Consider the following 14659-nt stretch of genomic DNA (forward strand, 5'->3'; position numbering starts at 1 on the left):
TTTTGCAAATTCCCCATCACTCTCGACATGCCAATCTACGCCTACAAATGCGGCTCCTGCGGCCATGCCAAGGATGTGCTGCAAAAAATCTCTGACCCGATCCTGACCGTCTGCCCGGCCTGCGGCGCCGAGAGCTTTGCCAAGCAATTGACGGCAGCGGGCTTCCAGCTCAAGGGCTCGGGCTGGTACGCCACCGACTTTCGCGGCGGCTCCGCGCCCCAAGCCGGCAAGCCCGAGGGCGCCAGCACGGGCGACGCCCCGGCTGCCTGCGCCAGCTGCCCGGCAGCGGCTGCCCCGGACTGAGGCGCGTCCCGCATGCTGCCCGTGCGCAAATGGTTCTTCACCGGCTTGCTGGTGATCGTCCCCGGGGCGATCACCATCTCGGTGCTGCACTGGATCGTCGGGCTGCTGGACCAGACCCTGCTCATCCTGCCCCAGGCCTGGCATCCGGACCGGCTGCTGGGCTTTCACATCCCGGGCTTCGGCGTGGTGCTCACGCTGGTCATCCTGCTCGTGGTGGGCGCCACGGCGAGCAACTTCGTCGGCCGCAAGCTCGTGCAATGGGGCGACCAGGTGGTCACCCGCATTCCGGTGGTGCGCTCGATCTACTCCAGCGTCAAGCAGGTCTCCGACACACTGTTTTCCGAGAGCGGCAATGCCTTTCGCACCGCGGTGCTCGTGCAGTGGCCGCGCGAGGGCGTCTGGACGGTGGCCTTCATCACCGGAGCGCCCGGTGGCGAGGTGGCGGGCCTGCTGCGCGACGACTACGTCAGCGTCTATGTTCCCACCACGCCCAACCCCACGGGCGGCTATTTCGTGATGCTGCGCAGGAGCGACTGCATCGAGCTCGACATGAGCGTCGATGCGGCGCTGCGCTACATCGTCTCCATGGGGGTGGTCGTGCCCAACGAGCCTGCTGCCTCCTCACTCCCCTAAACCTTGATCGCGCCGCAACGGCGCCGGAAGTTCTGCCATGGCCATGCGCTCCCATTACTGCGGTCTCGTCACCGAAGCCCTGCTGGGCCAAACCGTCACCCTGTGCGGCTGGGTGAACCGCCGCCGTGACCATGGCGGCGTGATCTTCATCGACCTGCGCGACCGCGAAGGCTACGTGCAGGTCGTCTGCGACCCCGACCGCCCGGAAATGTTCCAGGCGGCCGAGCACATCCGCAACGAGTTCTGCGTGCAGGTCCAGGGCCTGGTGCGCGCGCGCCCCGCCGGCACGACCAACGACAAGCTCAAGAGCGGCCAGGTCGAGGTGCTGTGCCACGAGCTCGTGGTGCTCAACCCCTCCGTCACGCCGCCCTTCCAGATGGACGACGAGAACCTCTCGGAGACCACGCGCCTGACGCACCGCGTGATGGACCTGCGCCGCCCCTACATGCAGCGCAACCTCATGCTGCGCTACAAGACGGCCATCCAGGTGCGCAACTTCCTCGACCAGGAAGGCTTCGTCGACATCGAAACCCCCATGCTGGGCAAGAGCACGCCCGAAGGCGCGCGCGACTACCTCGTGCCCAGCCGCGTGCACGACGGCCAGTTCTTCGCGCTGCCCCAGTCGCCCCAGCTCTACAAGCAGATGCTCATGGTGGCCGGCTACGACCGCTACTACCAGATCACCAAGTGCTTCCGCGACGAGGACCTGCGCGCCGACCGCCAGCCCGAGTTCACGCAGATCGACTGCGAGACCTCGTTCCTGAACGAGGAAGAAATCCGCGCCATCTTCCAGCGCATGATCAAGGAAGTGTTCCAGCAGCAGCTCGGTGTGGACCTGGGTGAATTCCCCACCATGACCTACCAGGAGGCCATGCACCGTTTCGGCTCCGACAAGCCCGATCTGCGCGTGAAGATCGAGTTCACCGAGCTGACCGACGTGATGAAGGACGTGGACTTCAAGGTCTTCGCCGGCGCTGCCAACATGAAGGGCGGCCGTGTGGTGGCCCTGCGTGTGCCCGGCGGTTCGGTGGAGGGCGGCGGCATCAGCCGGGGCGAAATCGATGCCTACACCGAGTTCGTGAAGATCTACGGCGCCAAGGGTCTGGCCTATATCCGCGTCAACGAGCTGGCCAAGGGGCGCGACGGTCTGCAGTCGCCCATCGTCAAGAACATCCATGACGCCGCCCTGGCCGAAGTGCTCAAGCGCTCGGGCGCCCAGGACGGCGACCTGCTGTTCTTCGGCGCCGACAAGGCGAAGATCGTCAACGACGCCATCGGCGCGTTGCGCCTGAAGATCGGCCACAGCGAATTCGGCAAGAAAAACGGCCTGTTCGAGGACCGCTGGGCGCCGCTGTGGGTGGTGGACTTCCCCATGTTCGAGCACGACGAGGAAGACAACCGCTGGGTGGCCGTGCACCACCCCTTCACCTCGCCCAAGGACGGCCACGAGAACTTGATGGACACCGACCCGGGCGCCTGCCTGGCCAAGGCCTACGACATGGTGCTCAACGGCTGGGAGCTGGGCGGCGGCTCGGTGCGTATCCACCGCGCCGACGTGCAGGCCAAGGTGTTTGCCGCACTCAACATCGGCCCCGAGGACCAGCGCGCCAAGTTCGGCTATCTGCTCGACGCCCTGCAGTACGGCGCGCCCCCGCACGGCGGCCTGGCCTTCGGCCTGGACCGCCTGATCACGCTGATGACCGGCGCCGAGTCGATCCGCGACGTGATCGCCTTCCCCAAGACCCAGCGCGCCCAGGACCTGCTCACCCAGGCCCCCTCGCCCGTGGACGAGAAGCAGCTGCGCGAGCTGCACATCCGCCTGCGCAACCCGGACGCGGTCAAGGCCGCCGGCTGAGACCCGCCGGTAGGGCAGAATCAAGGGCGCCTGAGGGCGCCCTTTTCCGTGGCGCGGTGTGCGCCCTGTGCATCGAACCGGGGATGAATGTGGCCCGACATTTCACGAACACGACGTGTGCTGCCTTGCTGGCCGTGCTGGCCCTGGCGGGCTGCGGCGAAAAGAAAACCGAACTCGGCCAGGGCGGCTCGGTCGTCACCGGCTCGGCCGGGCCGCAGGGCGCGCAGAACGCGGCGCGCGAGCTGCTGCGCTGCGAGGCGCCCGTGGCCACCGTGGCGCTGGCCGAGAACCCGCAAGGCTACGTCATGGGCGGCGCCTACCAGCTGCCGGCCTCGCCCGTGCCCCTGGTCAAGCTGCTGGCGCAGCAGAGCGGCTGCTTTCGAGTGGTGGACCGCGCAGCCGGCCTGCGCGGCACGCTGCAGGAGCAGGAGCTGCGCGAATCGGGCGTGCTGCGCCAGAACACCACCGTGGCCAAGGGCAAGGGCTACGAGGCGCAGTACACGCTGACCCCTAGCCTGACCTTCAGCGAGCAGGATGCGGGGCGCGGCCTGGCGGGCCTGCTGGGCATGATTCCCGTGCTGCGCGACATGGCCGGCCTCATCGGGCTGGCCGAGCAGGTCAAGCTCAAGGAGGCGCAGACGGCCTTGCTGCTGTCGGACAACGAAACCACGGAGCAGGTGGCCGCCGCCACGGGCGCGGCGCGCACCACCGACCTGGGGGTGGCCGGCATCGCGTTCGGCCGGCTCGGCGGCGCCGCCGGTGCGGGCTGGAGCAACACCAACGAAGGCAAGGTCATCGCCGCGGCCTTCCTGGACGCGCACAACCAGCTCGTGGTGCAGGTGCGCGCGCTGCAGGCCAAGGCGCTGCCACCGGCCGTGCCGGTGCGCTGAACGCGCAGGGGCTCGCGCACAAGCCGGAGCGCAGGCGTGTACAAGATCCCTGAATCCGTGCTGGTGGTCGTGCACACCCGCGCCCTGCAGGTGCTGCTGATCCGCCGCGCCGATGCCGCCGAGGCGTTCTGGCAGTCGGTCACCGGCAGCAAGGACCACCCGCATGAGAGCTTTGAGGCCGCGGCAGTGCGTGAGGTGCGCGAGGAGACGGGCATCGACGCGCGCGCGCCCGGCGCCGTGCTGCGCGACTGGCAGCTGGAGAACGTGTACGCCATCTACCCCCAGTGGCGCCACCGCTACGCACCGGGCGTGTACCTGAACACGGAACGGGTGTTCGCCCTGGAGGTGCCGCACGCCGTGCCTGTGACCTTGAATCCGCGCGAACACACGGCATATACCTGGCTGGACTGGCGTGCCGCGGCCGACCGCTGCTTTTCTCCCTCCAACGCCGAGGCCATACTCTGGCTTCCGAGATTTGCCCGCCCATGATGACCCCTACCGCCGACCGGCCCGCAGCGCACCCAGGTCTGCTGCGCGTGGCCACCTACAACATCCACAAGGGCGTGCAGGGCCTGGGCCCCGCGCGCCGCCTGGAGATCCACAACCTGGGCCTGGCCGTGGAGCAGCTCGACGCCGACATCGTCTGCCTGCAGGAGGTGCGCCGGCTCAACCGGCGCGAAGCGCGCTACTTCGAGCGCTGGCCCGCCGTGCCGCAGGCCGAGTACCTGGCCCCCGAGGGCTACGAGGCCGTCTACCGCACCAATGCCTACACGCGCCACGGCGAGCACGGCAATGCGCTGCTCACGCGCTGGCCCGTGGTCGCGCACCAGCACGAGGACATCTCGGACCACCGCTTCGAGCAGCGCGGCCTGCTGCATGTGGAGGTGGAGGTGCACGGGCGGCGCGTGCACGCCATCGTCGTGCACCTGGGGCTGGTCCCCGGCAGCCGCGTGCGCCAGGTCGGGCAGTTGCAGCGCTTCATCGAGCGCGAGGTGCCGCGCGGCGCACCCCTGGTGGTGGCGGGCGACTTCAACGACTGGGGCACGCAGATCCAGCGCATGCTCGCCAGCTTCGGCCTGCGCGAATACACGGACGCGCGCCCGGCCCTGACCTACCCGGCGCGCCTGCCGCTGGCGCAGCTCGACCACGTGTACGTGCGCGGCCTCGAACCCCTGGGCCTGCACGTGCCGCGCGGGCGCATCTGGTGGCGCATGTCGGACCACCTGCCGCTGATCGCGGAGTTCCGGCTCTGATGGCGCCGCGGCCTGTCTGCGCCAGGGCAGGGGGCTGAGATGCCCATGTCCCGCTTCGTCGGCTCGGACCACCAGATCCTGCTGCTGCAGGGCGCGCAGGAGCTGTTCCCGGCCATGGTGGCCGAGATGGATGGGGCGCTGTCCGACATCCAGCTCGAAACCTACATCTTCAACTGCGCGGGCGCCGGGGCCACGGTGGCCGAGGCGCTAATCCGCGCCGCCGCGCGCGGGGTGCGCGTGCACCTGGTCGTCGATGGGGTGGGCACGGGGCGCCTGCCCCAGCCCTGGGCCGACCGCCTGGCGCAGGCCGGCGTGCGCGTGCAGGTGTACTCGCCGCTGGGGCCGCTGGGCCTGCTGCTGCCGCGGCGCTGGCGGCGCCTGCACCGCAAGCTGTGCGTGGTCGATGGGCGGGTGCTGTTCTGCGGCGGCATCAATGTGCTGGACGACTTCCACGACCCGAACCACGGCACGCTGCCCGCCCCGCGCCTGGACTTTGCCGTGCGCGTCGAGGGCACGCTGGTGCGCTACGCCAGCGACGTGATGGAGCAGTTGTGGTGGCGCATGCGCGCGCTGCGCGACGTGCAGCGCCGGCGCCTGTCGCTGGCGCTGGCCGACCTGCGTGCGGCAAGCGCCGCGCAGGCCGGCCTGCGCCGCACGGAGCAGGCCGGGCCGGGCATGCGCGCCTCCTTCATGCTGCGCGACAACCTGCGCCACCGCGGGCGCATCGAGCGCGCCTACCGCCGCGCCATCGCCCGCGCGCGCCACGAGATCATCATCGCCAACGCCTACTTCGTCCCTGGGCGCAAGCTGCGGCGCGCGCTGGTGCTGGCGGCGCGGCGCGGAGTGCGCGTGCAACTGCTGCTGCAGGGGCGCTACGAGTACTTCATGCAGTACCACGCCGCGCGGCCGGTGTACGGCGTGCTGCTGGCAGCCGGCGTCGAGATCTACGAGTACGCGCCCAGCTTTCTGCACGCCAAGGTGGCCGTCATCGACGCGCTGGGCGAGCAGCCCTGGGCCACGGTCGGCTCGTCCAACCTCGACCCCCTGAGCCTGCTGCTGGCGCGCGAGGCCAATGTGATGGTGCGCGATGCCCAGTTCGCGCGCGAGCTGCGTGCGCGCCTGGTGCAGGCCATGGCCAGCGGCGCCGGCATGCTCGACGCGCAGGAATATGCCCAGCGCCCCTGGCGCGAGCGCGTGCTCGACCGCGTGGCCTTCGGCCTGATGCGCGCCTTGCTCTGGCTGACCGGCAATCGCTACTGAATTGATAGCTGCTTGCGCTTTCTGGATGGGCGCTGGAGCCAAAAAACACACGCAAAACCGGCTTTCGCAATCGCTGGTACCATGCCAGCATGTTCTCTTCCACCCCCGCCCCATCGGACGCCCAGGCCCAGGCCGAAGGCGTGCCCGTCTCCGTGAAAATCCGCGAGCGGCTCAAGGCGGCGCGCAAGCGCTTCAACGCCAACGACAACATCGCCGACTTCATCCGGCCCGGTGAGCTGGAAATGCTGCTCGACGAGGTCGAGGCGAAGATGCAGGGCGTGCTCGACAGCCTGGTGATCGACACCGTGGGCGACCACAACACCCAGAACACCGCGCGCCGTGTGGCCAAGATGTATGTCAACGAGGTGTTCAAGGGCCGCTACGCCGAGCCGCCCACCATCACCGAGTTTCCCAACGCCGAGCACCTCAACGAGCTGATGATCGTCGGCCCGCTGACGGTGCGCAGCGCCTGCAGCCACCATTTCTGCCCCGTCATCGGCAAGATCTGGATCGGCATCATGCCCAACGAGCACACCAACGTGATCGGCCTGTCCAAGTACGCGCGCCTGGTGGACTGGATCATGGGCCGCCCGCAGATTCAGGAAGAGGCCGTGGTGCAGCTCGCTGACCTGATCATGGAGAAGACCCAGCCCGACGGCCTGGCCGTGGTCATGGAGGCCAGCCACTTCTGCATGTCCTGGCGCGGCGTGCGCGAGATGGACAGCAAGATGATCAACTCCGTGATGCGCGGCGTGTTCCTCAAGGACAGCGCGCTGCGCCGCGAATTCCTCTCCCTCATCCCCGGAAAGTGAGCCGACCATGCTGGTACGCCTGCTCTATGCCAGCCGCGCGGTGGACACCTCGCCCGCGGCCATCGAAGCCATTCTCACCCAGTCGCGCCAGCACAACCCGGCCTGCGGCATCACCGGCGTGCTGTGCTACGGCGGCGGCATCTTCCTGCAGGCCATCGAGGGCGGGCGCAGTGCCGTCAGCGAGCTCTACGGCCACATCCAGCGCGACCCGCGCCACAAGGACGTGGAGCTGCTGCACTTCGAGGAGATCACCGAGCGGCGCTTCGGCGGCTGGACCATGGGCCAGGTCAACCTCAGCAAGATCAACCACTCCATCCTGCTCAAATACTCCGAGAAGCCCGAGCTCGACCCCTACGCCGTCTCCGGCCGCGTGTCGTTCGCGCTGCTCGAAGAGCTCATGGCCACGGCCTGCATCATCGGCCGCGCCTGAGGGGGCCCATGCCGCGGCCGGGCGCACGCTGGCGGTGGCGCGGCGCCTGCGCGGCGTTCGCGGGCCTGGCCCTGTGCGGCGCGGCGCTGGCCGCGCCGGCCCCCTGGTACTGGTGGCGCAGCAAGATCGACGGCCACCGCCTGTGCGCCCAGGTCTCTCCGGGCACGGGCTGGGAGCGCGACAGCGGCCCGTTCGAGGGGCCGCTGTGCCAGCCGCGGCGCCGCGTGTTCGTGCTGCCCGCGCGGTAGGCGCGGGCACTCCGTCGGGTACCATGCCGGCTTGCGGCCGGCTCCGCGGCCGGCTGCCTTCACCGTTCGGACCCCCTGTATGCCCGCCCTCGAAACCCTGATCGCATTTTTCGGCGTCGCCGTCGTGCTGGCGCTCACGCCCGGCCCTGACAACCTGTTCGTCCTGGTCCAGTCCATCCAGCGTGGCTGGCGCCTGGGGCTGGCCGTGGTGCTGGGCCTGTGCCTGGGCATCACCGGGCACACGGTCGCTGTGGCGCTGGGCCTGGCCGCGGTGTTTGCCGCATCGGCCATGGCCTTCACCGTGCTCAAGTTCTGCGGCGCGGCCTACCTGGCCTGGCTGGCCTGGCAGGCGCTGCGCGCCCCGGCCACGGTGGCGGCCGAGCCCGGCAGCACCGCCGCGGCGGCGCAGGCGCCCGGCGGCTGGAGGATGGTGGGGCGCGGCGTCGTCATGAACCTCACCAACCCCAAGGTGCTGATCTTCTTCCTGGCCTTTCTGCCGCAGTTTGCCGACCCGGCGCGCGGCAGCGTGGCCGTGCAGATCCTGGTGCTGGGCCTGGTGTTCATGCTGGCCACGGCGCTGGTGTTCGGTGCCATCGCCTGCTTTTCCGGGGTGTTCGGCACGCTGCTGCAGCGCTCGGCGCGCGCCCAGACCGTGCTCAACCGCGTGGCCGGGCTGGTCTTCCTCGGGCTGGCCGTGCGCCTGGCGACCGTGAGCCGCACCTAGCCCGCTCTCTTTTCAGGAGCTGTCTGCGCATGCTCCCATGGGCCTGGAGCCATTTTTGGTACTGAACGGCGCAGCGCTGCACCGGGCCGTGCAGCCTCCCCTGACACCAGGGGGGATATCGCGTGCCGACGATAATGGGCGCCCCGGGCCGCAGGCGTCATGGCTGGCATGCGCGAGGCCCGGTTGCGTGGAGTGCGTGCGATGGCCTTGATGATCACCGACGAATGCATCAACTGTGATGTCTGTGAGCCCGAATGCCCGAACCAGGCCATCTCGCTGGGCGAGAAGATCTACGAGATCGACCCCGCCAAGTGCACCGAGTGCGTGGGGCATTTCGACGAGCCCCAGTGCATGCAGGTCTGCCCCGTCTCCTGCATTCCCGTCGATCCCCACCATGTCGAAAGCCGCGAAACCCTGTGGCAGAAGTTCCAGCGCCTGCAGCAGTCCGTGCGCATCGATTAATGGGTAAATCGGGCTCCAGCGCCCTGTGGCAAAGCGCTGGCAGCTATTGAATCAATAGCACTCAGGAGGCCTCTGCGGGCGGTGCGGCCGGCCGGGGCGGTTTGGGGCGCGGCGGCTTGGTGGTGTGCACCAGCAGCGTGGCCTTCTCCATGTCGCCCGCCAGCAGCGCGGGCCAGGCCTTGAGGCTGTGGGCGATGCTGTCCTCGATCAGCGTGCGCTGCTCGGCCGGGGGCTTCTTGAGCACCCAGTGGGCGACCTCGGCCTTGTGCCCCGGGTGGCCGATGCCGATGCGCAGGCGCCAGTAGTCGGCCGAGCCGAGCTGCGCATGGATGTCGCGCAGCCCGTTGTGCCCCGCATGGCCGCCGCCGAACTTGAGCTTGGCCTGGCCGGGCGGGAGGTCGAGTTCGTCGTGCACCACCAGGATTTCCCCGGGCGCGATCTTGAAGAAGCGCGCCAGCGCGGCCACGGCCTTGCCCGAGAGATTCATGAAGGTCTGCGGCTGCAGCAGCCACACGGCCTGGCCCTGCACCGTGGCACGCGCCGCCAGGCCCCAGTAGCTGCGCTCGGGCTGCAGGTGCACGTTGAGTTCGCGCGCCAGGGCGTCTATCCACCAGAAACCCGCGTTGTGGCGCGTGGCCTCGTATTCCGGCCCGGGGTTGCCCAGGCCCACAAACAGCTTGATCATGGGTTGGCCATTTCAGCAGCGGAAACAAAAACGGCCCACACACTGGTGGGCCGTCGGAGAGCCTTCAGCAAGCCCGGCGGGGGATTACTTCTTGCCCTTGCCCTTGCCCTTGGCGGGTGCGGCAGCGTCGGCGGCAGGCGCCTCGACCTCGGCCACCGGTGCCACCACGGACACCAGCACGGGGTTGTTCTGCGCACCGCGGGTCTTGGCGGCCACGCCCTTGGGCAGCTTGATGTCCTTGAGGTGCAGCGAGACGTTCTTCTGCAGGCCGGAGAGGTCCACGGCGATGAACTCGGGCAGGTCCGAGGGCATGCAGGTCACGTCCAGTTCGGTCACCACGGGCGTGACCATGCACTTGTCCACCTTCACGGCGGGCGATTCTTCGGCGCCGCTGTAGTGCAGGGGCACCTTCATGTGCAGCTTGGTCTTGTCGTCCACGCGCTGGAAGTCCACGTGCAGCACCAGCTGCTTGTAGGGGTGGTACTGCACATCGCGCAGCAGCACCTTGCTGACCTGGCCGTTGTACTCCATGTCGAGCACGCTGGAGTGGAAGGCTTCCTTCTTCAGGGCGTGCCACAGGGCGTTGTGGTCCACTTCGATGGCCAGGGGCTGGGCGCCCGCGCCGTAGACGATGGCGGGCGTACGGCCCGAGTTGCGCAGGCGGCGGCTCGCACCCGTGCCTTGCTTGGCGCGCTCAAAAGCGACGAAATTCATGAGATTCTCCGTAAAAGACGCACCGCGACCAGTGTCGTCTTCGGTTGGGTAAAAAGGGCGCCTCGCAGGGCGCCCGGCTTCTTGCAAGGGATCAGAACAGCTTGTCCTGGTCCGCGAACAAACTCATCACCGAGTCCCCGCGGGCGATGCGCTGTATCGTCTCGGCGATCAGCGGCGCCACGGAAAGCTGGCGGATCTTGGCGCAGCCGCGTGCGGCCGCGCTCAGGGGAATGGTGTTGGTGACGACGACCTCGTCGAGCGCCGTGCCCTGCGCGATGCGCTCGATGGCCGGGCCGGAGAAGATCGGGTGCGTGCAGTAGGCGTACACGTTCTTGGCGCCACGCTCCTTGAGCACCTCGGCCGCCTTCACCAGCGTGCCGGCGGTGTCGATCATGTCGTCCATGATGACGCAGTTGCGGCCCTCGATCTCGCCGATCACGTGCATGACCTCCGAGACATTGGCCTTGGGGCGGCGCTTGTCGATGATGGCCAGGTCGCAGCCGAGCTGCTTGGCCAGTGCGCGCGCGCGCACCACGCCGCCCACGTCGGGGGAGACGACGATCAGGTCTTCGTACTTCTTCTGGATCAGGTCGCCCAGCAGCACGGGGGAGGCGTAGATGTTGTCGACCGGAATATCGAAGAAGCCCTGGATCTGGTCGGCATGCAGGTCCATGGTCAGCACGCGGGCGACGCCCACGGCCTGCAGCATGTTGGCGACCACCTTGGCCGTGATGGGCACGCGCGTCGAGCGCGGGCGGCGGTCCTGGCGGGCGTAGCCGAAATAGGGGATCACGGCGCTGATGCGTTCGGCCGAGGCGCGCTTGAGCGCGTCGACCATGATCAGCAGTTCCATGAGGTTATCGTTGGTCGGCGCGCAGGTGGACTGCACGACGAACACGTCGCGCGCACGCACGTTCTGGTTGATCTCGACCGTGACTTCGCCGTCGGAGAAGCGTCCCACATGGGCGGCGCCGAGGGAGATGCGCAGGTAATCGGCGATTTCAGATGCCAGCACGGGGTTGGCATTGCCGGTGAAAACCATGAAGTCGGGGTGATTGGCTTGCATGAGCGTCCCAGCAATCGGAAATATTGACCTGCGGCTTACCTGCGCGCAACAGGGTTTTGGCAGGGGAGGAAGGACTCGAACCCTCGCATGCCGGAATCAAAATCCGGTGCCTTGACCAACTTGGCGACTCCCCTACACAGGTCGATGGTTCAGCCAGAACCCTCAACCGCAACTCTCATCTGCTGCCCACCCTGCCAGAGGGTGCTGCGCCAGATTTTCACACACCCTGATCTGCCAGGCGCCGGGTGCGCCTTCGAGATCCGCGGTGTGCGGTATTGGTGCAAACACTGCACTTCCAGAGCCCGTCATTCTGCCACGTAATCCGCGTGTTTGCAGCCAATCGATAGCTTTTTTCACATCCGGACACAGCGCCTGCGCGACACTCTGCAAGTCGTTTCGACCGAAATCGAAGTGCTCTGCAGCAAAGCCTAAGATTGTAGCACTGTTTGAATCGCGTTTCAAAGTCGGCGCCGAAAAAATCTTTCCGGTATCGAGTCCGGCGGCGGGCTTGACGACGGCAAACCGCGCGCGCGGCAAGGCATGCGCGCCGGTCAGCGGGGTGATGCGCTCGCCGATACCTTCCACCCAGGCATGGTGGCCGCAAAGAAAAAATGGCACATCGGCGCCCAGGCGCAGGGCGATGTCCTGCAACTGCGTGCGCGTCAGCCGCAGGCGCCAGAGCTGGTTGAGCGCCAGCAGGGTGCTGGCGGCGTCCGAGGAGCCTCCGCCCAGGCCTGCCTGCGTGGGAATGCGCTTGTGCACGCCGATGTGCACGCCCAGGGGGCATCCCGTGGCCTGTCGCAGTGCCTGTGCGGCGCGCACGGTGAGGTCCTGCGCGGGCAGGGCGCCGGCCAGGTCCTCGCGGCTGATGGCGCCGTCCGTCCGCACGGAAAAATGCAGCGTGTCGCACCAGTCGATCAGCATGAACACCGACTGCAGCAGGTGGTAGCCGTCCGCCCTGCGGCCGGTGACGTGCAGGAACAGGTTGAGCTTGGCGGGTGCGGGAACGTCGTAGAGGGCTTGCATGGGGAGGGGCGCGGGCCCGCGCACTCAGTCCAGAAGAATGCGCAGCAGAGCCGCCGGAGCAGGTGCGGTGCGCTGGGCGCTCAGGCGCCCCTGGTTCAGCGCCTGCAGGTCCACCTCCCAGCCGCTGGCGGCCGTGGCCACGCCCGCCAGCCAGTCGAACAAGGCTTCGACGGGCAGGGGGGCTGGCGTCACTTCCTGCAGCAAGGCCTGGAGCGAGGCCGCGGTGCGTTGCCCGCCGGAGGTCTCCAGCCGGGCTTGCCCTGGGTGCCATTGCAGGCGGGCCAGCGTGGTGCCCCAAGGGGAGGAGAGGTCCAGCGTGCCTTGCTGCGCCGAGCCGTGCAGCTCGAAGTGGGCGGCAAACGACTGGGGTGCGTCCGGATCCTGCACGCGCAACTGGATGCGGCCGCTCCAGTGCGCTGCACCCGCGCCCGGCCGGCGTTCCGGCTGAGCGCACGCGGCCAGCAGCGCCAGCGGCATGCCTCCCAGCCAGGCGCGGCAAAAGCGGCGCCGCCCGTCGACAGGGGTCACGGCTGCACACCCAGGCGTTTGAGTGTTGCGCGCAGCACCTCGTTGTCGGCGTTGAGCCGGGCGCTTTCCTTCCAGATGGCGCGCGCACGCTCCTGCTCGCCCAGCACCCACAGCACCTCGCCCAGGTGCGCTGCGATCTCGACGTCCGGGCGCATGCCGTAGGCTTTCTCCAGCAGGCGGCGGGCCTCCTGCAGATTGCCCAGGCGGAACTCCACCCAGCCCAGGCTGTCGGTGATGAAGGGGTCGTTGGGCGACAGCCCCAGGGCCTGCTCGATCAGGCGCTTGGCTTCGTCGAGCTGGATGCCGCGATCGGCCAGCGTGTAGCCCAGGGCATTGAGCGCATGCTGGTAGGAGGGGTTTCGCGCAATCACCTTGCGCAACAGCTGCTCCATGAAGTCGTGCTTGCCGACCTTCTCGGCGAGCATGGCCAGCTCGTACTCGAGGTCGTCGTCGTCGGGTTGCGCCGCTACCAGCTTTTCCTGCAGGGCGTAGGCGTCGCGCCAGGCATGTGCGTCGCGCAGCAACTGCACTTCGGCGCGCAGGTTCATGCGCCGGGCTTCCTCGGTGTCGGCCGGCAGGCTGTGCAGCAGTGCGCGCGCTTCCTTGAGCTTGCCCTGGCGCGCGAGCAGCGATGCGCGCCGGATCTGTGCGGCCGGCAGGTCCTTGTCGGTGTCGATGCGCCGCAGCCACTGGTCCGCTGCGGCGAAGTCGGCACGCTTTTCCGCCACCTGGGCATGCAGCAGATAGGTCTGGTTCAGCAGGGCGCGGCCCGCTTCGCTGTCCGGGTTCTGCTGCGCCAGGCGCGTGAGCTGGGCCAGGGAGCGCTCGGCATCGTCGAGCGCGTCCTCCTGCACCTGCAAGGCCGCCTGGGCCAGCCAGGCCTGGGGCATGTCGGGTTTCTCGCGCGTCACGGCCTGCAACTGTGTCCGTGCCTCGGCGTAGCGCTGCTGCTCCAGCAGCAGGCGCGCATAGGCCATGCGCAGGTCCGGGTTGGGCTGGGCCTGCAGATAGGGCGCCAGCAGCTCCTCGGCCTGGAGCTGCCCGCTTTCCATGAGTTCGAGGGCCAGCAGGGCCGGGCCATCGCTGCGCGCGTCCTGCGCCTGGGCCAGGCGCGCCGCCTCGAGTGCACCCGGGGCATCCTGGGCCAGCAGGCGCATGCGGCCTATGGCCGTCCAGGCGGCGGCCGCGGTATCGGCGCTGCGCAGCTCCGCATCCAGGGCGGTCTGCAGCATGCGGGCGGCCTGCTGCTTGTCGGACAAGCCGCGCAGGAGCTGCGCAATGGCCAGCAGCAGGGCGGGTTTGTCGGCGGTCGGCGTCTGGTCGAGCATGGCGCGCAGCGGCACGGCGATATCGTCCACGCGGTTGAGGGCCACGAGGATTTGCAGGGTGTAGCGGCTCGCCTCGCGCGATCCGGGCCAGGCCTGCTGCCAGGCCTGGGCCGCGGCCAGCGCCTGCTCGCCGGCGCGCGCCTGCAGGGCGATGTCGGTGGCGCGGCGGTACAGGCGCTCGTCCCCGCTGCGCCGCGCGGCCTCCAGCAGCAGCGCGTAGCCCGAGGCCATGTCACCTTCGCGCGTGGCCAGCTCCCCGATCAGGATTTCATAGAAGAGCGTCGCATCCAGCAAGGCCGGCGAGAGCGCGGTGGCCGGGGCGGAGGCTGCCGGTCTCTGCACGGCGGCCTGCGAGGCCGCAAGCGCCGGGCTGGCCGCCGCGATACCGGGCAGCAATACGGCCAGAATACGAAGGAAATGAACCATCGGATCATGATAATTC

The 14659-nt window shown here is 68.6% G+C and carries 18 protein-coding genes and 1 tRNA gene; 12 read left to right on the forward strand and 7 right to left on the reverse strand.

What is annotated here, in order from left to right; translation table 11 throughout:
- Positions 1-27 precede the first annotated feature (27 nt).
- From CGR01S_RS12490 to CGR01S_RS12545, 12 genes are all read left to right on the forward strand, one after another.
- The gene (locus CGR01S_RS12490; protein WP_042427816.1) at positions 28-303 is read left to right on the forward strand and encodes an FmdB family zinc ribbon protein; all 276 of its coding nucleotides are present in this window, start codon (positions 28-30) and stop codon (positions 301-303) included.
- A gap of 12 nt (positions 304-315) precedes the next feature.
- Positions 316-936, forward strand: a complete 621-nt coding sequence (locus CGR01S_RS12495) for a DUF502 domain-containing protein (RefSeq protein WP_042427615.1) — start codon at positions 316-318, stop codon at positions 934-936.
- 37 nt (positions 937-973) lie between these two features.
- Positions 974-2791 (forward strand): aspartate--tRNA ligase, encoded by a 1818-nt coding sequence (aspS, locus tag CGR01S_RS12500; protein ID WP_042427618.1) that lies wholly within the window; start codon positions 974-976, stop codon positions 2789-2791.
- 89 nt (positions 2792-2880) lie between these two features.
- Complete coding sequence (locus tag CGR01S_RS12505; protein WP_245616804.1) at positions 2881-3681, forward strand: CsgG/HfaB family protein; 801 nt, start codon at positions 2881-2883, stop codon at positions 3679-3681.
- A 36-nt stretch (positions 3682-3717) separates the two neighbouring features.
- Complete coding sequence (gene nudB / locus CGR01S_RS12510; RefSeq protein ID WP_042427625.1) at positions 3718-4170, forward strand: dihydroneopterin triphosphate diphosphatase; 453 nt, start codon at positions 3718-3720, stop codon at positions 4168-4170.
- Positions 4170-4934 carry an endonuclease/exonuclease/phosphatase family protein gene (locus CGR01S_RS12515; RefSeq protein ID WP_042427628.1) on the forward strand — a complete coding sequence of 255 codons (765 nt, stop codon included), beginning with the start codon at positions 4170-4172 and terminating at the stop codon, positions 4932-4934. Before nudB ends, CGR01S_RS12515 begins: the two co-directional genes overlap by 1 nt.
- Positions 4935-4979: 45 nt before the next feature.
- The gene (gene clsB / locus CGR01S_RS12520; protein WP_245616805.1) at positions 4980-6194 is read left to right on the forward strand and encodes a cardiolipin synthase ClsB; all 1215 of its coding nucleotides are present in this window, start codon (positions 4980-4982) and stop codon (positions 6192-6194) included.
- 89 nt (positions 6195-6283) lie between these two features.
- The gene (gene folE / locus CGR01S_RS12525; RefSeq protein WP_042427633.1) at positions 6284-7006 is read left to right on the forward strand and encodes a GTP cyclohydrolase I; all 723 of its coding nucleotides are present in this window, start codon (positions 6284-6286) and stop codon (positions 7004-7006) included.
- A 7-nt stretch (positions 7007-7013) separates the two neighbouring features.
- Positions 7014-7436 (forward strand): BLUF domain-containing protein, encoded by a 423-nt coding sequence (locus CGR01S_RS12530; protein WP_042427636.1) that lies wholly within the window; start codon positions 7014-7016, stop codon positions 7434-7436.
- A gap of 8 nt (positions 7437-7444) precedes the next feature.
- Positions 7445-7684 (forward strand): hypothetical protein, encoded by a 240-nt coding sequence (locus tag CGR01S_RS12535; RefSeq protein ID WP_042427638.1) that lies wholly within the window; start codon positions 7445-7447, stop codon positions 7682-7684.
- A 79-nt stretch (positions 7685-7763) separates the two neighbouring features.
- Positions 7764-8408, forward strand: a complete 645-nt coding sequence (locus tag CGR01S_RS12540) for a LysE family translocator (protein ID WP_042427642.1) — start codon at positions 7764-7766, stop codon at positions 8406-8408.
- Positions 8409-8609: 201 nt separating this feature from the next.
- Positions 8610-8870, forward strand: a complete 261-nt coding sequence (locus CGR01S_RS12545; RefSeq protein ID WP_042427646.1) for a YfhL family 4Fe-4S dicluster ferredoxin — start codon at positions 8610-8612, stop codon at positions 8868-8870.
- A 61-nt stretch (positions 8871-8931) separates the two neighbouring features.
- Here the strand turns inward: CGR01S_RS12545 and pth are convergent, their stop codons facing one another.
- From pth to CGR01S_RS12580, 7 genes are all read right to left on the reverse strand, one after another.
- Entirely contained in the window at positions 8932-9555 is a 624-nt protein-coding gene (gene pth / locus CGR01S_RS12550) for an aminoacyl-tRNA hydrolase (RefSeq protein ID WP_042427649.1), read from the reverse strand.
- Between the two features lie 84 nt (positions 9556-9639).
- Positions 9640-10269: a 50S ribosomal protein L25/general stress protein Ctc gene (locus tag CGR01S_RS12555; RefSeq protein WP_042427651.1), complete on the reverse strand. Its 630-nt coding sequence runs from the start codon at positions 10267-10269 to the stop codon at positions 9640-9642.
- A gap of 91 nt (positions 10270-10360) precedes the next feature.
- Complete coding sequence (locus tag CGR01S_RS12560) at positions 10361-11335, reverse strand: ribose-phosphate pyrophosphokinase (RefSeq protein WP_042427654.1); 975 nt, start codon at positions 11333-11335, stop codon at positions 10361-10363.
- 57 nt (positions 11336-11392) lie between these two features.
- Positions 11393-11469 (reverse strand) — tRNA-Gln (locus CGR01S_RS12565).
- Positions 11470-11497: 28 nt separating this feature from the next.
- A complete protein-coding gene (gene ispE / locus CGR01S_RS12570) occupies positions 11498-12361 on the reverse strand; it encodes a 4-(cytidine 5'-diphospho)-2-C-methyl-D-erythritol kinase (protein ID WP_042427657.1) in 864 nt (287 codons plus the stop codon).
- 24 nt (positions 12362-12385) lie between these two features.
- The gene (locus CGR01S_RS12575; protein WP_245616806.1) at positions 12386-12889 is read right to left on the reverse strand and encodes an outer membrane lipoprotein LolB; all 504 of its coding nucleotides are present in this window, start codon (positions 12887-12889) and stop codon (positions 12386-12388) included.
- Complete coding sequence (locus CGR01S_RS12580; RefSeq protein ID WP_245616807.1) at positions 12886-14643, reverse strand: tetratricopeptide repeat protein; 1758 nt, start codon at positions 14641-14643, stop codon at positions 12886-12888. Before CGR01S_RS12580 ends, CGR01S_RS12575 begins: the two co-directional genes overlap by 4 nt.
- Positions 14644-14659 lie beyond the last annotated feature (16 nt).

The organism is Comamonas granuli NBRC 101663 (assembly GCF_000739995.1).
GTDB classification, from domain to species: domain Bacteria; phylum Pseudomonadota; class Gammaproteobacteria; order Burkholderiales; family Burkholderiaceae_C; genus Simplicispira; species Simplicispira granuli.